The sequence below is a fragment of the Nonomuraea sp. CA-141351 genome, assembly GCF_050944675.1.
Taxonomy (GTDB): domain Bacteria; phylum Actinomycetota; class Actinomycetes; order Streptosporangiales; family Streptosporangiaceae; genus Nonomuraea.
Window position 1 is genome coordinate 5,057,066 of the sequence record NZ_CP191982.1, and the last position, 18,496, is coordinate 5,075,561.

An 18,496-nucleotide genomic window follows, 5' to 3' on the forward strand; every position below is an offset into this window, starting at 1 on the left:
CGAGCCCGTGCCGTCCGCCCGGCGCCAGGCGACAACCTGCTGTAGCTCCATGTAAATGACGGGGCGACTACCCAGCTTCCTTAGCGACCAGGCCCCGCTCCTCCACCTCGCTGACGTGCGCCCCGCACGCCGAGCACACGAAAAACCCCGCCCGCGCTTCCCACCGCAGCGACCGCTCACCACACCGGCACCGCGCCGGCGACGCGCCCCGCGGCTCGTCCTCCACCACCATCCGCAGCCGCTCCTCCCAACCGAGCGACCACTCCACCAGCCCAATCGGCTCACCAGCCGGCCCCGGCCTGAGCACACTCACCACCGACAGCCCCTCCACCGCCAGCACCCCCGCGAGCTGCTCCACCAGCCACGCCACAGACCGCGACCGAGCCAACCCCGACCTCGCCCCCCGCACCCGCGCCGCGCACCCAAGCTCCTCCCGCGCAAGATCCTCGAACTCCAGCAGCTCCCCCACCAGCTCGTCGACAACCTCCGCATCCGGAGACACCGCAGGCTTCGGCCGCGACCCCGACACGCGCGACCAGCGCGACGCAGGCCTCAACCCATCCCCCCGCGCACTCACCACAGCCGCCAGCGCATCCACCTCCAACAACGCCCGCCTCGTCGTCGCCCGACACCGACCACACACCAACGGATCCCCCGGCCGCCAACGAACCTCCGGCTCCACCGGCTCCGCAGGCGGCTCCCCCACCGCACCCTCGCGAAACCCACCGATCCACCGCATCCGCATGCGCATCACGCGCACTCAAGAACGCGGCCCACGCACCACGAGCCCCGCTGTTGCACGGACCCACACACACCTGACCAGCCACAACCCGCCCCCTCCGAGACGACCCACAACAGTACAAGATCAAATCCTTTCCGGAGAAACCAAGGCGAAGAGGGACGTTTTCCAACTTTGAAAAGGTGTCCGAACGCGCGAAAACTCCGCGCGGCTGGCTGCCACGCGGACTCTCGCTGATCGTTGCGCGCTACGCGCTCGGTCGGCGCGTCGCGCGCGTCTCGACGCGAACGCGCGCGGCTTCGGCGCTGCGCGTGACCTGTCCGATCTCGCGTAGCGCATTGGTGCGCGCGAACGTGGTCATGCTGCGCAGTGACGCGAGTGCAGCAACCACGTAGGTTGCGTTTTCCTGCGCCTTGCCGGTGGCGTGCATGCGCGCGTAGCGGGCCTGCTGGTCGTAGTGCTGGAACATCGGCGCGTCGTACTCAACGCGCACGCTGCCCTCCTGCGCGTCCACGCGGACGTGCAGCAGCATCCCGCAAGCGGCCAGTAGGCGCGTGATCTCCGCGACCGCGCGGCGCACCGCTGCCAAGACTCCGGACGGCTCCGGCTCGATGGGCTGCCGGATGTCGTCTAGAGACACGTCGTCGATGATCGCTCCGGACCGCTCCGCGTGCAGGAGGTACGACGTGTGCAGGGACCTACGGCACGTGTCGGACACTCGCCACACGCCATGTAGGTGGACGTGTGCCCCGGGGTCGGTCGAACATCACCGGCAACTGCCGCGGCGGTCTCCACATCGTGCTCGGCCACCGCACAGGCTGGTCAGCCGTTGTACACCCCGTGTTGCGAGTGGCTTCATCCTTTCGATCTTTTGGTGACCCGGCCCCGTACCTACATTGATCAGCCATGCGCAAGTCAGCACTCGCTCTGGCGTTCGCCATCGTGGCATCGCTCTCCGCCGGGGTCACGGCCGCCACCCCCGTGGTTGCCAACACGTTCGGTTTCTACGCCTACCACCCCACCTGGTGCTGCCCCAAGACGGACAACCGCGACGTCTACTGGAACGGCTCCACCCTCACCAGCAACATGATCACCGCGGCCGACTACGGCATGGCCAACCTTGACTACCAGACCGACCTGCGAATAGGCGGTTACGACAGCACCGCGGGCACGCACACCGACCTGGTGATGTACGACGCCTACTACACCGACTACTGGGGCAAGGACTGGGACGGCTCGAGTACGGGCGTCAACATCACCGCTACGACCAAGTGCGTCAGAGTGCTCGCCCAGATCGGCGGTGAGTATCTGTGCGACCGTGCCGAACTCCGCTTCGACCTGGCCGACATGACCAGCTCGACCGTCCGCAAGAAGACGGCCTGCCACGAGATCGGGCATGCCATCGGCCTCGGGCACACCAATCTGACGTCCTGTATGAAGCAGGGCACGTCCACCACCCCGACGTACAGCAGCCACGACCGCTCGCACGTCAACGGGGCGTGGTAACCATGAAGAACCGCTTCGCTGTGATCCTCACCCTCGTCGCCGCCGTCGCCACCGGCGCCCTCGCAGGCACGTTCCTCAACAGCCCGGAGCCTTCCTTCTGGGCGCGGCTGAGTTACGGCACCAGCATGTCCGACGGGGAGTACCTGTTCGACTCGGTGGCCGACATCGTCCCCGGAGCGTCCGACTCCGGCGCCTTCAAGGCCGCCGGAGCGCTCGTCCAGGGCACAGTCGTGGACATCGAACCGGGCATCGCCTTCGCCTCCGACGACTCGGCGGGTGGCTCGGCCGTCGTGGCCTACGACAGCCCGGACGCGGCCATGCGTTACGCCGGCTTGGTCGTGCGCGTTGACAAGGTGCTGGCCGGGCGGCTGGGTCAGGGGTACGCCGACGGCAAGATCCGGGTCCAGGTCGAGCAGCCGGCCACCACCACACTCGCCGAACTCAAGGAGTCCATCGGCACGGCGGGCACCGGCCTGATGTTCGTCCACAACCTGGCGGAACGGCAGCAGCTCCTCGGCCGCCCTGTCACCGACGCCGCCCAGCTGGCCTATGCCCAGTCCGTCTACACGCCGATCGGCGAAGGCCTGTTCTTCGAGGAGTCGGCGGGCAGCCCGGTGATCGCACCACTCATGGACGGCCAGCGCGCGGCGCAGCTCCTCGGGTACGCGTACGTCGCCGAGGACGGCGACGCGGAGCCGGCTCCCTCGCCGACCTGCGACGACCTCATCGACCCCTGCTACACGCCGACGAGCAAGCCTTCGGCTACGGCGACCTCGGTTCCCGCGGGCGGCACTGAGCCGGCGAACACCACGCCGCCCAGCCTGACGGCCCTGCGTACGACACTGGTCGCCGCGGCCTGCGCCGAGGGGACGGCGGTGGACTCCTCGTCGTGCTGAGCCGGCCGACCTGGCCTGAGCCTTTACGACGACCGACCCGCCACATGTCTGATGGTGCTCCGAGGGCTCGAGGGGCGGCGCTGCGGTCAGGCCTTCCGCGCCGCCCCGACAGCAGGGACTAGCAGGTGAAGTTGGCTCAGGAAAGCGCGCGTCAGAAGTGGACGGCGCGAACCTCCGTCACGGTGAAGTCATCGACGGCGTGCAGGCTTTGCAGAAGGAACCCGACCAGGCCCGCCACCGCCTCCACCCCCTGGGCGGCTCTGGCTTGACCGGTCAGGAGGAAGACCAGGGGAGTCGAGGGCTGGCCGAGCGCGAAGTTGCGGCCGTGCCGATGTATGTCGTGCAGGACTTTGATCGGGATCGGCCGGGGCGAGATGAACCACACCGCGACCTCCCACAGCGGCAAGACCGGATCTGCGTCGGCCGCGGATCGGTAGCACGTCACGCAGCCCTGGCTGACATGCTGTCCATGGGGACAGGTCCACCGGGTGATCTCGGCTTGGGGTTGGTTGCGAGTGCCGAAGGTTGCTGCCTCGATGACACGACGGCGCACCGGACGGGCTTTGCTCTCGATCACGTGGAGTGCTCGCTGATGATGAATCCTTCGGTCGTCACAGACACTCTATGTGGCTGGTCAGCCGGTCAGGGTGGCTCGCCGGGTGTAGGTGACAAGGTGGTCGAGCTCGGTGTAGCCCGCCGCCTCGAAGAGAGCCCGGTCCGGCTCCGGGTCGCCGGCGGCGTAGAGGACGGTCTCCGAGGCTTCGTGCTCGCGCAGGATGGTGTCGGCCTCTCGTAGCAGCGCGCGTTCCAGCATCGCGTCCGTGTGCCGGGTGTCGGCACCGAACCACCACAGGACGCCATGGCCGTTCGCCGGCTCTTCGATGACGAGTTCGGCGGAGCAGTCGTTGCCGTGGGCCTTGAGCCACCATCCCGGTGGCGCGGTGCTGGTGACCACCTCGACCGACGGGTACGTGGTGGCGTCGATCTCGCGTGGTGCCGTACGGCGCAGGTATCGCCAGGAGTCGCGTCCGGAGAACCCGGCGCGCTCCAGCGCCTTGCTCGTGACGGGTCGGCGGCCGGTCGGCAGGGCTCCCAGCCCCAGACCCGGCGCGGTGGTGAAGGCGTCGATGACATCCCTGTCGCCGAGGGCGCGCAGCGCGTGGGAAACGAGTGTTTCGACGACGTCCGGGACCTCTCGTGCGTGCAGCCAAAGGATCTGGCCGGCGTTGTGGTGTCGATGTACGGCGTACGACACCGCACCGGCGACGTGGCCGTCCGGGTCTACCAGAACATCGGTCGTGGGCTGTTGGAGCTCTGCCCATGGGGCGGGATCGTGCGGAGAGGTTCCAGCTATGGCCTGGTCGAGCGTGCCGGGTGAGCATGCCGCTTGGCCGGGCAGGCGGTCGGCGTCGGCCAGCGCGAGCACGGCCTCTCGGTCGCAACCGCGGTAGCGACGCATCCTCATGCCCTCGTCCGGTCCACGCGCAGGTGAGTGGCATCGGAGGAGGATCTCGCTCGCCGTCAGCGTGTTGCCCGTGCGGGCGGCGGTGGTCATCGCGGCTGTGGCGACGGGCACGGAGGTGTCCGGCGGGATGACCAGAAGCATGAATCCGTCCTGGCTGCCCCGGATCACGCGGATCGTGTTCGGCGTCGCGCAGAAGCCGCTGACCCGCAGGAAACGGCCGTCGATGAGGAGGTGCGCCGGGACGTCGTCCCATGCGGTCACATCCAGGCGGACCCGCAGGATGGGGCCGAGCCGATCCTGCAGGTTGCTGACGAGGGCGGGCAATTCGCGGTTGAGGTCGGTGGAGTAGGGCCACCAGGCGCCGTCGAGCGTTCCGTCCCTGGTCAGGGTCGGCTCCAGGAACACCCGGGCCGGCTGGAGAACCAGGGTCGCGATGAACTGATGATGGTTCGGCATCTGGCGTGCCGCCTGTCTCCGGCCCGAGAGCCGGCTACGCCCGAGGCGATGCCGACGCGAGTGCCGACATGCGGAAAGTCTCAGGTCAATCCACCATACGCCTTGCCCTGCGCTTCACCGCGTGCGCCAACCCGTGCCAGCGCGGTGAATGATCGCGTTGCCACGCTCCACGGTCCTGCTCGGTACAGACGGGCCGCACGGGCGCCCCGGATCGAGGGTGCGTCGTCACAGCTTCATGAGCTTGGGGTACGGCGCGGCAATGCGGTACGTCTCCGCGCCGAAATCGACGATGACGGCGATGTTCTGCTCGACGGCGATGACCCGGCCGAGGCCGTATTTGTCATGGCTGACCTGGTCTCCCGCCACGAATTGCTCGACAGGGGGAGGAGGGACGTCGGGAACGTTGAAGGGGCTGGTGGGCAGGCGTCGCCGGGCCGCGGCTTGAGTAGGCCTCATCGACACCAGTATGCGGCCAGCCGGGCAAATATATCGACCTTTAGCATGAAATGTCGGTGGATGTGTTCTGCTGTGACCTGGGCGGATGCGTTGAGCGACCGCTCGAGCCTCATTTCGTTGCCGAGGCCGCCGTCGCCGTGACGCGGGCGCCGGTCACGACGAGGCCCAGGCAGACCAGGGCGGCGGCGGCCACCGCCGTCAGCATGACCGGGTAGGAGAGCCACCTCGACAAGGTGGCCAGCACGGTGGGGAGCAGGAAGCCCGCATAGGCGAAGGTGTAATAGACGCCTGTCAGGCCGGCCAGGTCGTCCGCGCCGGCCATGCGCTGTATTTCCAGCAGCCCGGAAACCACCGCGATGCCGTAGCCGGCCCCCAGAACGGCCGCGGCGGCGGCTGCGAGCCACGGCGACAGCAGCACCGCGTTCGCCGCGCACAGCGCCGCGCCGAGGAGCATCACCGTCATCGCCGCGACGGGAGCCCGTCCGGCGCGGGTTCCCGTTCCACTGTGCAGTTTCTTGGCGACGGGTTGCACGGCCGCGCCCATGCCCAGGGTCAGCACGGTCAGCCCGGTTGCGTACACGAGGCCCCAGTGCCCCACATGGGAGCCGACGAGCTGGGGCATGACCGCGTACGCCAATCCGGCCGAGCCGAACACCCATGGCGCCATCGGCAGGACCACCAGCCGGAACCGCTTGCGGGCGGGGGCGGGGACGCGCAGGTCGTTCACCAGTGTCGTGAGGAGTTCCCGGAGCCCTGCCGTGTGCGGGAGCGGCGGCCGTGTCTCCGGCACCCGCAGGAGCAGCACGGGTATCGCCAGGGTGAGGAGAAGGTGGACGCCGTACGGGGTCACCATGGGCCACGGTCCCCACTGGGCCGCCACGCCCGCGACACCTGCGCCGAGGCCGAATCCCGCTGTCTGGCACAGTGAGGCGCGGCGTGCCGGGAGTCCGCTGTCGTCCTCGGTCGCAAGCTCCTTCACCCAGCTGCTGCCGACCGACATGGCGATGCCGACCGCGATGCCGGTGATCAGCCGGCCCGCGTAGATGGGCCAGGCGCTCTGGCCGCCGAAGCAGAGCACCAGACTCGCGACGGCCGAGGCGACGGTGCCGGCCACGAGTACCGGGCGTCGCCCGCGCCGGTCCGAGACGGGCCCGGCCAGGAGGAGCCCCGGCACGAGCCCGACGACGTACGCACCGAGGAAGGCGTCGACGCTGAGCGCGGAGTAGCCGCCCAGCTGGCGATACATCAGCAGGAGCGGCGTGAACTGGTTGCCGCCCCACCCGCAGACGAACATCGCCGCGGCGACGGTCCGCCAGGAGTCTGGCCGGGGCGCGCTGGCAGGCGGTGGGACAGCCTGCTGGGTTTCGAGCATGGAGAGGGGCAGACCTTCGCATATCGGGTGCTGGGTACGGTCGATGCCGTGCTGGACCGTCGAGGCTTCAGCCGTCGTCGCGGGCGGCCGTGTACGGCGAGCCGTGCGTCGCTGTGAGATGACCGAGCAGGGCCGAGGCGAAGGCGGAGCTGGCGCCGCCGCGGAGAAGATCCAGCAGGGTCTCATGCTCGTCGGCCAGCAGAGACAGCCGGTCCGGCCGCGGGCGCAGCGCGGAGATGCTCATCCGCCGCTGCCGGTCACCCAGAGTGGCGTAGAACCGGCTGGCCAGCCGGTTTCCGGACGCTTCGACGATGCACCGGTGAAACGACTCGTCCGCGTCGGCGAATCCGTCGATGTCCGCCACCTCGGCGAGGGCGCGCTGACGCCCCAGCAGGTCCCGCATCTTCTGGTGGTGTTCGTCCGGTAGGCCGGTGCGTGCGATGCGTTCGGCCGCGGACCGCTCGAGTGCCAGCCGCAGCTCCAGCACGTCCGCCGCCTCTCCCGGCGGCACCGGCACCACCACCGCGCCGCGCTTGGGGTGAAGCACCAGCAGCTCCTCCGACTCCAGGCGCAGGAACGCCTCCCGGACGGGGGTCCTGCTCACGCGTACCCGTTCCGCGATCTCACCCTCACTGAGGAGGCTTCCGCCCGGCAGCTCACCGGACAGGATCAGTTCCTTGGTCACCGTGTACGCGGTCTGGGCAGCGGACGGGCGCTTCGCAGGATCGACCATACGACGAGGCTACCAGCATAGATGCAAGCTTGTATCTATGCCTGACGCAGCATGCCGATCACTCCACGCTCGCGAGTTCGCTCTCAAAGCGCTTGCGCAGCGCGTCCTTCTCAGGCTCCGGCAGCCAGCACGCCTCCACCCCGGCCAGCGCCATCGCACGCAACCGCTCATCCCGTACGGCGAGCTGATCGGAGAGGATCCGATACTCGTTCGCCAGCGACGTCGGGAACATCCCAGGGTCGTCGGAAGCGGGAATGACGTTGAGCCCGGCCTCGAGCATCGCCGCGATCGACGCCCGCCGCCACGGCCGCCACGAGCGACGCGAGGTGGTCGAGATGACAGTGAAGGGGATCTGCTCGTCCCTGACCCTGGCGACGACCTCGTCGTCCTCGAGTACGAAGTAGCCGTGGTCGATCCGGTCGCATCCGAGCAGGTCGAGGCAGGTGACCGTGTTGGCGGCGACGGGCGCGTGCTCGGAGGAGTGAGCAGTACGGCGGAGCCCGGCCTCACCGGCGAGCCGGAAGGCGGCCTCGAACCGCTCGGGCGGCCCGGCGGTCTCCAGGTTGTCCAGCCCGATCCCTGCCACGTAGTCGTGCGGGTTGTCCACAACCGTGCGCACCCAGGAGAGCGCCTCCTCGCCCGACTTGCTCCGGTCGATGGCCGCGATGAGCCTGCCCGACATGCCGAAGTCGCGTTCTGCCATCCTGATGCCCTCGGCGTACGCCTCGATCACCGTGGCGTAGCCGAGCTTCTCCTGATGTTCGGTCAGCGCGTCGAAGGAGACTTCGAGATGCCTGGTCGCGCTGGTCCGGTGGGCGTCCTCGAACGCCTCATAGGTGATCCTGGTGAGATCGTCAGCGTCGCGCAGGACCTGGAGAACCCACGAGGACACCTGGAACAGCGAGTAGGAGACCGCGGGCTCGTCCGCGCTCCTGCCCTGCGGAACCGGGATCCGGGTGTTCAGGTACAGTGCCGGGTCCGGCGGAAGCGAGTTCACATCCGCGTAGATCCGCTCGGGCGTGTCGGGCAGGTCGAGCCCCTCCCGCCTGGCCAGGTCGGCGAAGGTCGAGGCGCGCACGGTGCCGATGAGGTGGCAGTGCAGATCGACCTTCGGCATCAGGTCAAGGTTCACTTGCCGGCCACCTCGCGGGTGAAGCGGTCGACCCAGGTGGCGCGGGTGTCGACGAGTTGGGCGGGGTCGAGGGTCTTGAACCCGGCGGCCACGGGGTCCTTCGCCGCCTCGCCCGTCACCTTGGCGATGTCGGCCGGGATCTCGGCCTTCGGGTTCGTGGGCAGGTCACCGACGGCCTTCGCCATGGCGCTCTGCGCCTCGGCCGACAGCATGTAGTCGATGAACTTCGCCGCTCCCTGCTGGTTGCGCGCGCCCTTGGGGATCATCGCCCGGTTGGTGGCCATGTACCGGCCCTTGGCGGGAGCCGTCCAGGCGATCGGCTCGCCCGAGGTGACAAGCTTGGTGGCGAAGCCGCTCAGCGCGTCGGCAGCGACGATCTCGCCCTGGGTCAGCAGGTTCGTGACCTCGGTCGAGGAGGTGTAGAACTGCAGGATGTTCGGCGCCCAGCCGGCCAGGGTCTTCAACGAGGTGTCGATGTCGTAGGGGCCCTTGCCGTACGACTCACCCACCCCCGAGATCATGAGTTGTCCGGCGGTCACCGAAATATCAGGAAGTGCGACCTTTCCCTTGTTCGCCGCGTTCGCGAACAGCGCCCAGTCGGCGGCCTGCTTCTGACTGAGCTTGCCGGTGTTGTAGATGATCCCGTTGAGCTGGTGCGTGTAGGCCGGCCCCTCGTAGGCGCCCTCGGTCGCGAACGGCGCGAGCTCCTTGATGTTGGGCACGTCGACCTTCTGGAAGAGGCCGTCCTTCTGCCCGAGTGCGGCGAAGTAGTCGGAGATCAGCACCACGTCCGCCTCCGGCTCACCCTTGGCGAGCTTCAGCTTCGACAACCGGTCGGCGTTGGAGCCGGTGTCCAGCTCGACCTTGATTCCCGTCTGCTTGGTGAACGGGGCGACGACCGCCTGCTCGAACTCCTTCACCCCGAAGGGGAAGGTGCTGACGACGATGGTGTTCTGATCGGCCTGCTTCTCACCGGAGCCGGAGCCGGAACATCCGGCTGCGGCGAGCACTGTCAGAGCAGCGGCCAGTACGGCACGGCGCGTGGGCATGGGGTCGTTCCTTCTTTCAGAGGGCTTTCAGCGGGGGAGTGGGACCAGCTGGTCGTCTGGCGCGATCACCGCGACGCTCGATCCGGGTGTCAGGGTCGCGCCACTGCGTACGTCGGCGAGCAGCCTGACGGTCGCGCCCGACGGGTCGACCACGTCGAGCGAGACCAGCAGGTCGACGCCGCGGAAGGCCACGTCGGCCACCGTCGCGTCGAGGCCGTGACCTTTCTCGACGATGCGCAGGTGCTCGGGCCGGATGGTCAGAGGGGTGCCGTCGGCCGCGGTGAGGAAGTTCTCGTAGCCGAGGAACTCGGCGACGAAGCGGTCGGCCGGACGGGGGAAGACCTGCTGAGGAGCGCCCTGCTGCACGATCCTGCCCTGGTTCATGATGACCATCTCGTCGGACATCTCCAGCGCCTCGTCCTGGTCATGGGTGACGAGGATGACGGTCAGCTTGGTCTCCGCCTGGATGCGCCTGATCTCGGCCCGCATCTGGACGCGCAGGCGGGCGTCGAGGTTGGACAGCGGCTCGTCCAGCAGCAGGAGCTTGGGCCTGATCGCGATCGCCCTGGCCAGTGCCACCCGCTGCTGCTGCCCGCCGGAGAGCTTCTTCGGCTTGCGGTCGGCCAGGTGCGCGAGCCCGACGAGCTCGAGCGTCTCCATGACCCGCGACCGTCTTTCCGCGGATGGCACCTTGCGCAGCTTGAGCCCGTAACCGACGTTGTCGGCCACCGTCATGTGCGGGAACAGCGCGTACGACTGGAAGACCATCCCCAGATCCCGCTTCTCCGGCGGCGTGCGCGTGCTGTCGACCCCGTCGATGCGGATCGTCCCCGACGTCGGTGCCGAGTAGCCCGCGATCATCCTGAGCGTGGTGGTCTTGCCGCAGCCGCTCGGGCCCAGCAGCGTCGTGAGCTTTCCTGACGGCACGGTGAGGTCGATCTCATCGACGGCGGTGAAGGAGCCGAACTTCTGGGTGACTCCGATCAACTCGGCGGCGGCGGTCATTGATTGATCCCTCCGAAGATCTTGGCGAATCCGACCGTGCGCTCGGCGATCACCGCGATGACCACGGTGGCGGCCAGGATGAGGGTGGAAGCGGCGGCGACCATCGGGTCATAGGACTGCTGCACGTAGTCGAGCATCGTCACCGGCAGCGTCCGGAAGTCGCGTCCCTGCAGCAGCAGCGACAGCGGCACGTTGTTGAACGACGTGACCACGCTGAGCAGCCCGGCGGAGAAGATCCCCGGACGCAGGACGGGCAACGTCACGTTGAAGAACGCGCGCAGCGGCGAGGCGCCGAGACCCCGGGCGGCCTCCTCCAGCACGGGGTCGGCCAGCGCGAGCGAGGCGCCGGTCACGCGCACCGCGTAAGGCAGCATCAGCGCCGTGTGCCCGACCAGCAGGGTGCTGAAGTTGTCCAGGTCCATGCCGATCATCAGCTGCTGGAACAGCGCGAGGCCGACGACCAGCTCAGGGACGATGAGCGGCGACAGGAACAACCCCTCGACCAGGCTCTTACCAGGGAGCTTTCCACGGTGGACGGCGAGCGTCGCAGGCACGCCGATCAGCAGCGCGAGCGCTGTGGCGAGTACGGCGAGCTCCAGGCTGGAGATCGCGGCCTCGATGAACGGCTCGTAGCCGAGCGCCTCGTCGAACCAGCGCAGCGAGATCCCGTCGGGCGGGAACCTCAGGGTGCTTCCCGCCGTGAAAGCGGTGGCGACCACGAAGATGATCGGCACGATCATGATGACGTAGCCGATGACCGCGAGCGCCGCTGTGATCGGCCGCTTCATGAGGTGGCCCCCTTCCGCCCGATCAGCGAGGACAGCCCGGAGACCAGGAAGACCAGGACCGTCATGATGAGCGCCGTCGCGGAGGCGGAGGCCCAGTCGACCGTGGTGCTCGCGTAGTTGAAGAGCTGTGTGGAGAGCATCCGCTGGCTGGACCCGCCGAGCAGATAGGGCGTGGTGTAGGCGGTGACGGACCCCGCGAAGACCAGGGTGGCGGCCACCACGATGCCCGGCATGGTCAGCGGGATGACGACGCTCCACATCGTACGGATCCTGCTCCCGCCGAGCCCGCGCGAGGCGTCGTCCAGGCCAGGGTCGACCTGGGCGACGGCCGAGTAGCAGGAGATGATCGCCAGCGGCAGGAACAGCTGGGTGAGGCCGAGGACGATCGCCAGCTTGGTGTAGAGCAGCTGCGGCGCCACGTCGACGATGCCGAGCTGGACCAGTAGCCGGCCGAGCGCCCCCTTGGAGCCGAGAATCACCAGCCAGCCGAACGTCCGCACCACGTTGCTCAGCATCAATGGGAAGATCGCTACTGCCAGGAAGACCCCGCTCCAGCGTGACGGCGAGCGGGCGAGCCAGTAGGCGATGGGAAAGCCGAGGACGACGCAGATGATCGTGACAGCCAGGGCCAGCCCGACCGTGCGCCCGATCACCTCCAGGTCGTAGGGGTCCGTGAGCATTTCGCCCAAGCGCGCGAAGATATCGCTGGTCGGCACGTCCGGCGGCGCGAAGAGCATCGCGGCGGAGGGGATGAGGAAACCCGCGACGAGAAGGACGAGACCAGGCACCAGTAGAAGGGCCGATTTGGGGGAGATGTCGGCGTCCTTTCTCCGTGGCGTACGCTTGCTTGGAACCGGTTGCGGAACCGGTTCCACGAGCCTGACCATAGATTATGAGCGGCCTCGCGCACAAACCCCCGTGTGAATTCCGTGTAAACGACTCAAGGAGGATCAGTGCCGACACTCGCGGACGTCGCCGCGCTGGCCGGGGTTTCCAAGGCGACGGCCTCCCGCGCCCTGGGCCGGCCTGACCTGGCCGCCCCGGAAACGGTGGCCCGCGTCCGCGCAGCCGCTGAGCGGCTCGGATTCGTCCCCAACCGGGCAGCCACTCAGCTGGCCCGCGGGAGGACCGGGGTGGTCGCTGTCGTGGTGCCCACGCTCGACAACACCTTCTTCACCCCGATCATCGGCGGTGCCCAGGCGCGCGCGGCCGGCTCGGGCATGCAGCTGACCATAGCGGTGCACTCTCTGGAGCACGCAGCCCAGCTCGCCGCGGTCGAGCAACTCGCGCACCAGGTCGACGGCTTCCTGCTCACCGCGCCCCGAGGTTCGGACGAGATCGTCCGCGCCGCCGCGTCGTACAAGCCGACCGTGCTGATCGACCGCGAGATCGAGGGCATGACCTCGGCAGTCGCCGACACGGCGACCGCCTTCGGCGCGCTCGTCGGCTGGTTCGCCGAGAAGGGCCACGAGCGCATCGTCTACATCGGCGGCCCGGCGGGTTCCTGGCAGGATCGCCAGCGCCAGGCAGCCATCCGCGCCGCGGCCGAGTCGAGCGGCGCGACGCTGACCATGCTCGGCCCCTACCCCTCGACGTTCGCCGCCGGAGTGGAGACGGCAGAGGCCGTGGTGGACGCCCGCGCCACCGCCGTAGTCCCCTACGCGACCTCGATCGGCCTCGGCCTCATGTTCGCCCTGCTCAGCCGCGGAATCCGCGATGTCGTGGTCAGCTCGGAGCGCATGATCGTCGAGAGCCTCGGCCTGAGCGACGTCCCCTCGATCGACGTGGACGGCGAGAAGCTCGGCGAGGTGGCCATGGACCAGCTCATGACCCTCCTCGGCGAGCGCAGGGAGCTACCACCCACCAGACGCCGCCTCACCGTCCCGATCAGCTAGGTGGCGGCTTGCCGTAGCGGACGGAGCTCCGGGCCAACTGCGGTGAGTGCGGCGGCGAGGTGCCAGACCTCGGTGACTTTGGCGATGGCTTCGGCGCCAGGTTTGACGTGGCGCATGGCGGTGCGGGGGTTCTTGTGCCGGGTCCTGCCCATGATGAGCTCCAGCGGGACTTCGGCCTCTCCGAGATGGTGGCGGCGCCGTGGCGCAACTGGCGCAGGTCGAGCCCGGCTCAGGTGTCGAGCAGGACGCGGGCGCGGTCGTATCGGACCAGCAGCCCGGCCTCGGTGAGGACGTGCCGCTGCCGGAGCAGGGACTCCCCTGTCGTCCTGTTCTCTGGGGCCGGTCGGCAGCCTGTCGGGAAACCGTCTGATCCCGAGTTCAGGGCAGTAGCGCCAGTTTGCCCACGGTGGTCCGCGCTTCCAGTTCCGCGAGTGCTTTCGGTCCCTCGGCCAGCTCATGCACGGTGGGCCGGCCGGGGCCGAGCACCCCGGCCGCGAGGAGCCCGAACAACTCGCCCATGACCTCGCCGAAGATTTGCGGCGCGGCCTGGATCAGGGTGCCGATGTTCAGGCCGATGACGTGGACCTGGTGCTTGTAGACCAGTTCCCAGTTGGTGATCGCGGTTTCGCCGCCTGCCAGGCCGTAGACGACGACCCGGCCGGTGACCCGCTTGGTCGCGGCCAGGCTGGCATCCAGGGTGGCGCCGCCGACCGACTCCAGTACCAGGTCGACGCCCGCACCGTCGGTCAGCCGCAGGACGTCGGCGGCGATGTCGGTGCCGCGGGAGTCGATGACGTGGTCGGCGCCCAGAGCCCGTACCACCTCGTGCTTGCCTGGCGATGCCGTGGCGATCACCGTCGCACCGTAGTGTTTGGCCATCTTCACCGCGGCCTGGCCGGTCCCGCCCGCAGCGGCGTGGATCAGTACGGTCTGCCCTGCGGCGATGCCGCCCAGTGGCTTGAGCGCCGCCAGCGCGGTCGGCCAGTTCACGACCAGGCCCAGCGCCTGCTCGTCGGCCCAGCCCGCCGGCACGGGGACCGCTGCCGCCGCGGGCAGCACCATGTACTCGGCGAAGGCGCCGCCTCTGACGCCGACGCCGATGACGTGGGCGCCGGGCTCCGGATCGGTCACCCCGTCACCGACGGCGGTGACTTCACCGGCGCCCTCGATGCCCGCCAGATACGGCGGCTGCGGGCCGCCTGCGAACGTGCCGCGGGCCTGTGAGATGTCGACGAAGTTGACACCGGCGGCGGTGACACGGATCAGGACCTCGCCGGGGCCTGGGCTCGGCACCGGCGCGTCGGTGATCAGGCGCAGGTCCTGCGGGCCGTTCAGTGATGTCTGCTGCAGGGCACGCATGGTTGCAGGAATGCTCACGGCGTCGGCTCCCTCTTTATTTATCGAACGACCAACAAATCGTGGCACGGCCGTCCAAGGTAGGTCAAGGTAAACTTGATCGAACGACAAACAAGTACGGAGAAGCATCCCGATGACCACTCGCGGCAGGCCGCGCACATTCGACCCGGACGCCGCCCTGCGCCAGGCGCTGGACCTGTTCTGGGAACGGGGCTACGAGGGCACCTCGCTCAACGACCTGGCCCAGGCCATGGGAATCGCCTCGGCCAGCATCTACGCCTGCTTCGGCAGCAAGGAGGACCTGTTCCGCAAGGTCATGGCGCTCTACGGCACGACCTCAGGCGAGCCGCCCAGACGCGCGCTGCGCGAACAACCGACCACACGCGCCGCGATCCACGCCATGCTGCGCGCCACCGCCGATGAGATCACCCGCCCGGACACCCCGCACTACTGCATGCTCATCCTCGCCGCGCCCATCGGTGCCGTGGAAAACCACGCGGTCCGGGAGTTCCTGGCCGACCTGCGGCGCGACATGCTCACCACCGTCAAGGACCGGCTCGCCCGCGGCGTCACCGACGGCGACCTCACCGAGCCGCCCGCCGGCCTCGACGCCCTCGCCCGCTACTACACCACCGTGGTGCAAGGCCTATCCGTACAAGCCCGCGACGGCGCCACCCGCGCCGAGCTGGAAACGGTCATCACCTGCGCGATGGCCGCCTGGGACACCCTCACCTCCGCGCCGTCACACCCAGTGAGCTAGACGACTACCGGCAAGCACCTCACCGTCGCAGAGTCGAAATGATCCACCCGCTTGTCGGCATATGATCTTTTCATCTGGTATTTGCCCGATTGTCGGAAAGGCCTCCATGACCCACCCCCTCAGTCGCCGGTCCGCCCTGCTGGGCGCCGCGGCCGTGGCCGGCCTCGCCCTGTGGGACAGACCGGCCGAGGCGGTCGGCGCCGCCGCGTTCGACGCCGCGCGTGAGCGGTGGGTGAGCCTGCTGGCCGGCGGGTCGTACAACTCCGCCTACACCGACAAGACGCAGGCGATCGAGGGCTCGGCCAATGCGGTGCTGCGCAAGCTGAAGCCCACCCCCGACCGCCCGAGCCTGTGGCCTGACCTGCCGCTCGAGGACCCCCGGACGGGCAACTTCAACCGCGCCTACAACCGCATGCGCACACTGGCGCTGGGCTGGGCCACGCCGGGCACCGCCATGCACGGGGACAGGCAGGTCGCCGAGACCGCGGTCAGTGCGCTGGACTTCCTGTACGAGCACGCCTACCACGAGGGGTTCGACCCGCGGGGCAGCAACTGGTTCTGGTGGGAGATCGGCGTCCCCCGCTCGCTGACCGACACCTGCGCCCTGCTGTACGACGGCCTGCCCAAGGACCGCCTCGAGCGCTGGCTGCGCCCGTTACGCCGCTGGTGCCCCGACCCCGAGCGCCGCGTCAGCCACCCCGGCGTCGTCGAGACCGGCGCCAACCGGGCGGGCAAGGCCATGGCGGTGGCGATGCGCGGATTGCTCACCCACGACGCACGCCTCATCAAGCGGGCCAGCGACGCGGTCTCCGACCTGCTGCGGCCGACCGCGGGCCCAGGCGACGGCTTCTACCGTGACGGGTCGTTCATCCAGCACGACGTGTACCCCTACACCGGCAGCTACGGCGTGGACTACCTGGAGAGCGTGGCCAAGCTGATCGCCATGCTCGCGACGTCACCGTGGGAGATCGCCGGAATCGGGAACGCCTACGACATCGTGGACCGCTCGTTTGCGCCGTTCATCTTCGACGGGCTGATGATGGACTGCGTACGCGGCCGGCAGATCTCGGTGCAGGGCCACCGCGACTACCACTCGGGGCAGAAGGCGGTCGAGGCCATCCTCACCTTGCTGGAGGCGGCGCCCGAGCGCTATGCCCGGCGCTGGCGACCGCTGGTGAAGGGCTGGCTCACCCGCAACCAGGCCATCCCCTACGACACGCTCGCGCCGCTGGCGAGCATCGCACGGGCCAAGGCCCTGCTGGAGGACCCGTCGGTGCCGGTCGGCCCGCGCACGACGGGCACGTACGTCTTCCCCGACATGGACCGGGTCGTGCACCGCCGTCCCACCTGGGCCTACGCGATCGCGATGAGCTCCGAGCGCATCGGCGCGGCCGAGGCCATGAACCGGGAGAACCAGCACGGCTGGTACACCGGCGACGGCATGACCTACCTCTACACCGGCGACCTCACCCACTGGAACGATGACCTGTGGCCCACGATCGACCCGTACCGGCTGCCGGGCACGACGGTCGACACCCGCAGACGCGCCGATCTCCCGCACGGCAAGCGTCGCCTGCCGCCCACCCCGTGGGCGGGCGGCGTGGCACTCGACGGCGAATACGGCGTGGCGGCCATGAAGCTGATCGCCGACGGCTCCTCGCTGCGGGCCAAGAAGGCGTGGTTCCTCCTCGATGACGCGGTGATCGCCCTCGGCACCGGCATCGCCGCCTCCGACGGCCGCCGCATCGAGACCATCGTGGAGAACCGCAACACCCACGACAGGCATCCGCCGCTGACCCGGGGAGACGGCTGGGTCCACCTGTCCGGTGTGGCCGGCTACGCGCTGCTCGACGGCGTCGACGCGAAGGTGATCCGCAAGAAGCGCACCGGCCGCTGGCGGGACATCGACAAGGGTGCCACCACCGGAGGCGACAAGACCCCCGTCACCAGGCACTACACGACGATCCTCATCGACCACGGCGTCGATCCGCGCAAGGCACGCTACGCCTATGCCGTCCTGCCCGACGCCTCCATCGCGCAGACCGCGGCCTACGGCCGGCGGATCGAGATCCTCGCCAACTCCGGAGCGGCGCAGGCCATTTCCCGCGACAACGTGCTCGCCGCCGTCTTCTGGCGCGCGGGGACCGTCGAGACCGCGGATGGACCGCTCGCCGCCGACGGCCCATGCACGCTGCTGATCCGCCGCGACCACAAGCAGGTACGGCTCGCGGTCTCCGACCCGTCCAGGACCGCCGACGAGGTGAAGATCACGCTGCCCTGGCCGGTGAAATCGGTCAAGGAAAGCGACCGCAGCGTGCGCAGGGCCAAGAGCGCGGTCAAGGTGGAAGTCGGTGGCAGCCGCGGGCACGCCCACACCGCGGTGGTGCGCGTCTGAACCGCCGAGGCGCTCGAAGCCGCACCTCGGCTGACCGGGACCGGCGTCGAGCCGTGGGCAGCCACCCCCGCCAGGAGGGGAGCCTGCGGCGGCCCGCGGGTACGGACTCCCAGCGGTCGTCGGGTCCGCTGTACGGCGTCACCGCCCCGAAGATCGTCGAAGTGGAGACCACGTACAGCTTGGCGGCGCCGTTGCGGCCGATCGTCACGGAGAGGCCGTGCCCGTCCTTGCCTGCCCGCCACCGGTGGCACCGGTGACGGTCTTCAGCGTGCTCCACGTCGAGCCGTCGGGTGAGGCCTGGATGGCCCGCTCGGCCGAGGAGGCGGTGGCCGGACGGCCGAGCGCGGCGTCGGTGGCCGGGCACGCGGTAACTCCGGGATCGATGCCCGCAGCCCGGCCGCGCTCGTGCACGGCTTCGCCGAGGCGGTGGCCATGGTCGAGGCCCACGGATTCCGGCCTGGTCGTCATCCGTAAGGCTTCTGGACCCGTTCGG

At 69.1% G+C, this 18,496-nt stretch carries 20 protein-coding genes; 5 read left to right on the top strand and 15 right to left on the bottom strand.

The features are described from left to right. Positions 1-67: 67 nt before the first annotated feature. Both ACQPWU_RS23925 and ACQPWU_RS23930 read right to left on the bottom strand, forming a co-directional pair. Positions 68-370 carry a hypothetical protein gene (locus ACQPWU_RS23925; protein ID WP_433443721.1) on the bottom strand — a complete coding sequence of 101 codons (303 nt, stop codon included), beginning with the start codon at positions 368-370 and terminating at the stop codon, positions 68-70. A 616-nt stretch (positions 371-986) separates the two neighbouring features. After that, complete coding sequence (locus ACQPWU_RS23930; protein ID WP_433443723.1) at positions 987-1,379, bottom strand: hypothetical protein; 393 nt, start codon at positions 1,377-1,379, stop codon at positions 987-989. A 266-nt stretch (positions 1,380-1,645) separates the two neighbouring features. On the opposite strand from ACQPWU_RS23930, the gene ACQPWU_RS23935 reads away from it, so the two are divergent. Both ACQPWU_RS23935 and ACQPWU_RS23940 read left to right on the top strand, forming a co-directional pair. Next, a complete protein-coding gene (locus ACQPWU_RS23935) occupies positions 1,646-2,245 on the top strand; it encodes a hypothetical protein (protein WP_433443725.1) in 600 nt (199 codons plus the stop codon). Positions 2,246-2,247: 2 nt separating this feature from the next. Next, the gene (locus ACQPWU_RS23940) at positions 2,248-3,141 is read left to right on the top strand and encodes a hypothetical protein (protein ID WP_433443728.1); all 894 of its coding nucleotides are present in this window, start codon (positions 2,248-2,250) and stop codon (positions 3,139-3,141) included. A gap of 151 nt (positions 3,142-3,292) precedes the next feature. Here ACQPWU_RS23940 and ACQPWU_RS23945 read toward each other — a convergent pair whose 3' ends face one another. The 10 genes from ACQPWU_RS23945 to ACQPWU_RS23990 form a co-directional block, all read right to left on the bottom strand. After that, a complete protein-coding gene (locus tag ACQPWU_RS23945; RefSeq protein WP_433443730.1) occupies positions 3,293-3,586 on the bottom strand; it encodes a hypothetical protein in 294 nt (97 codons plus the stop codon). Between the two features lie 189 nt (positions 3,587-3,775). Beyond that, on the bottom strand, positions 3,776-5,062 hold the full coding sequence (locus ACQPWU_RS23950) for a DUF5994 family protein (RefSeq protein WP_433443732.1): 1,287 nt from the start codon (positions 5,060-5,062) through the stop codon (positions 3,776-3,778). 225 nt (positions 5,063-5,287) lie between these two features. Beyond that, the gene (locus ACQPWU_RS23955) at positions 5,288-5,518 is read right to left on the bottom strand and encodes a hypothetical protein (protein WP_433443735.1); all 231 of its coding nucleotides are present in this window, start codon (positions 5,516-5,518) and stop codon (positions 5,288-5,290) included. Positions 5,519-5,627: 109 nt separating this feature from the next. Then, the gene (locus ACQPWU_RS23960; protein ID WP_433443738.1) at positions 5,628-6,890 is read right to left on the bottom strand and encodes an MFS transporter; all 1,263 of its coding nucleotides are present in this window, start codon (positions 6,888-6,890) and stop codon (positions 5,628-5,630) included. A 67-nt stretch (positions 6,891-6,957) separates the two neighbouring features. Beyond that, complete coding sequence (locus ACQPWU_RS23965; protein ID WP_433443741.1) at positions 6,958-7,623, bottom strand: GntR family transcriptional regulator; 666 nt, start codon at positions 7,621-7,623, stop codon at positions 6,958-6,960. A gap of 58 nt (positions 7,624-7,681) precedes the next feature. After that, positions 7,682-8,755 (bottom strand): adenosine deaminase family protein, encoded by a 1,074-nt coding sequence (locus ACQPWU_RS23970; protein ID WP_433443744.1) that lies wholly within the window; start codon positions 8,753-8,755, stop codon positions 7,682-7,684. Further along, positions 8,752-9,804: an ABC transporter substrate-binding protein gene (locus tag ACQPWU_RS23975; protein WP_433443747.1), complete on the bottom strand. Its 1,053-nt coding sequence runs from the start codon at positions 9,802-9,804 to the stop codon at positions 8,752-8,754. The genes ACQPWU_RS23970 and ACQPWU_RS23975 overlap by 4 nt, the downstream gene beginning before the upstream one ends. Positions 9,805-9,831: 27 nt before the next feature. Then, positions 9,832-10,809, bottom strand: a complete 978-nt coding sequence (locus ACQPWU_RS23980; protein WP_433443749.1) for an ABC transporter ATP-binding protein — start codon at positions 10,807-10,809, stop codon at positions 9,832-9,834. After that, positions 10,806-11,597 carry an ABC transporter permease gene (locus ACQPWU_RS23985; RefSeq protein ID WP_433443751.1) on the bottom strand — a complete coding sequence of 264 codons (792 nt, stop codon included), beginning with the start codon at positions 11,595-11,597 and terminating at the stop codon, positions 10,806-10,808. Before ACQPWU_RS23985 ends, ACQPWU_RS23980 begins: the two co-directional genes overlap by 4 nt. After that, positions 11,594-12,385, bottom strand: coding sequence for an ABC transporter permease (locus tag ACQPWU_RS23990; RefSeq protein ID WP_433443754.1), 792 nt, complete (start codon positions 12,383-12,385; stop codon positions 11,594-11,596). Before ACQPWU_RS23990 ends, ACQPWU_RS23985 begins: the two co-directional genes overlap by 4 nt. 165 nt (positions 12,386-12,550) lie before the next feature. Between ACQPWU_RS23990 and ACQPWU_RS23995 the strand changes: the two genes are divergently transcribed. Then, positions 12,551-13,492: a LacI family DNA-binding transcriptional regulator gene (locus ACQPWU_RS23995; RefSeq protein WP_433443755.1), complete on the top strand. Its 942-nt coding sequence runs from the start codon at positions 12,551-12,553 to the stop codon at positions 13,490-13,492. On the opposite strand, the gene ACQPWU_RS24000 is transcribed toward ACQPWU_RS23995, so the two are convergent. Continuing rightward, the gene (locus ACQPWU_RS24000) at positions 13,489-13,644 is read right to left on the bottom strand and encodes a hypothetical protein (protein ID WP_433443757.1); all 156 of its coding nucleotides are present in this window, start codon (positions 13,642-13,644) and stop codon (positions 13,489-13,491) included. The genes ACQPWU_RS23995 and ACQPWU_RS24000 overlap by 4 nt on opposite strands. A gap of 226 nt (positions 13,645-13,870) precedes the next feature. Beyond that, complete coding sequence (locus ACQPWU_RS24005; RefSeq protein ID WP_433443760.1) at positions 13,871-14,869, bottom strand: NADPH:quinone oxidoreductase family protein; 999 nt, start codon at positions 14,867-14,869, stop codon at positions 13,871-13,873. 112 nt (positions 14,870-14,981) lie between these two features. On the opposite strand from ACQPWU_RS24005, the gene ACQPWU_RS24010 reads away from it, so the two are divergent. Next, a complete protein-coding gene (locus tag ACQPWU_RS24010) occupies positions 14,982-15,608 on the top strand; it encodes a TetR/AcrR family transcriptional regulator (protein ID WP_433443762.1) in 627 nt (208 codons plus the stop codon). A 106-nt stretch (positions 15,609-15,714) separates the two neighbouring features. Continuing rightward, on the top strand, positions 15,715-18,003 hold the full coding sequence (locus tag ACQPWU_RS24015; RefSeq protein ID WP_433443764.1) for a polysaccharide lyase 8 family protein: 2,289 nt from the start codon (positions 15,715-15,717) through the stop codon (positions 18,001-18,003). A 204-nt stretch (positions 18,004-18,207) separates the two neighbouring features. On the opposite strand, the gene ACQPWU_RS24020 is transcribed toward ACQPWU_RS24015, so the two are convergent. Continuing rightward, positions 18,208-18,471, bottom strand: a complete 264-nt coding sequence (locus ACQPWU_RS24020) for a hypothetical protein (RefSeq protein WP_433443766.1) — start codon at positions 18,469-18,471, stop codon at positions 18,208-18,210. Positions 18,472-18,496: the final 25 nt, after the last annotated feature.

Excerpts from the sequence above, each read along its gene's own strand:
- ACQPWU_RS23935 (WP_433443725.1), top strand. The coding sequence starts at position 1,646 with ATGCGCAAGTCAGCACTCGCTCTGGCGTTCGCCATCGTGGCATCGCTC.
- ACQPWU_RS23940 (WP_433443728.1), top strand. The coding sequence starts at position 2,248 with ATGAAGAACCGCTTCGCTGTGATCCTCACCCTCGTCGCCGCCGTCGCC.
- ACQPWU_RS23950 (WP_433443732.1), bottom strand. The coding sequence starts at position 5,062 with ATGCCGAACCATCATCAGTTCATCGCGACCCTGGTTCTCCAGCCGGCC.
- ACQPWU_RS23955 (WP_433443735.1), bottom strand. The coding sequence starts at position 5,518 with ATGAGGCCTACTCAAGCCGCGGCCCGGCGACGCCTGCCCACCAGCCCC.
- ACQPWU_RS23960 (WP_433443738.1), bottom strand. The coding sequence starts at position 6,890 with ATGCTCGAAACCCAGCAGGCTGTCCCACCGCCTGCCAGCGCGCCCCGG.
- ACQPWU_RS23965 (WP_433443741.1), bottom strand. The coding sequence starts at position 7,623 with ATGGTCGATCCTGCGAAGCGCCCGTCCGCTGCCCAGACCGCGTACACG.
- ACQPWU_RS23975 (WP_433443747.1), bottom strand. The coding sequence starts at position 9,804 with ATGCCCACGCGCCGTGCCGTACTGGCCGCTGCTCTGACAGTGCTCGCC.
- ACQPWU_RS23980 (WP_433443749.1), bottom strand. The coding sequence starts at position 10,809 with ATGACCGCCGCCGCCGAGTTGATCGGAGTCACCCAGAAGTTCGGCTCC.
- ACQPWU_RS23985 (WP_433443751.1), bottom strand. The coding sequence starts at position 11,597 with ATGAAGCGGCCGATCACAGCGGCGCTCGCGGTCATCGGCTACGTCATC.
- ACQPWU_RS24000 (WP_433443757.1), bottom strand. The coding sequence starts at position 13,644 with ATGGGCAGGACCCGGCACAAGAACCCCCGCACCGCCATGCGCCACGTC.
- ACQPWU_RS24010 (WP_433443762.1), top strand. The coding sequence starts at position 14,982 with ATGACCACTCGCGGCAGGCCGCGCACATTCGACCCGGACGCCGCCCTG.
- ACQPWU_RS24015 (WP_433443764.1), top strand. The coding sequence starts at position 15,715 with ATGACCCACCCCCTCAGTCGCCGGTCCGCCCTGCTGGGCGCCGCGGCC.
- ACQPWU_RS24020 (WP_433443766.1), bottom strand. The coding sequence starts at position 18,471 with ATGACGACCAGGCCGGAATCCGTGGGCCTCGACCATGGCCACCGCCTC.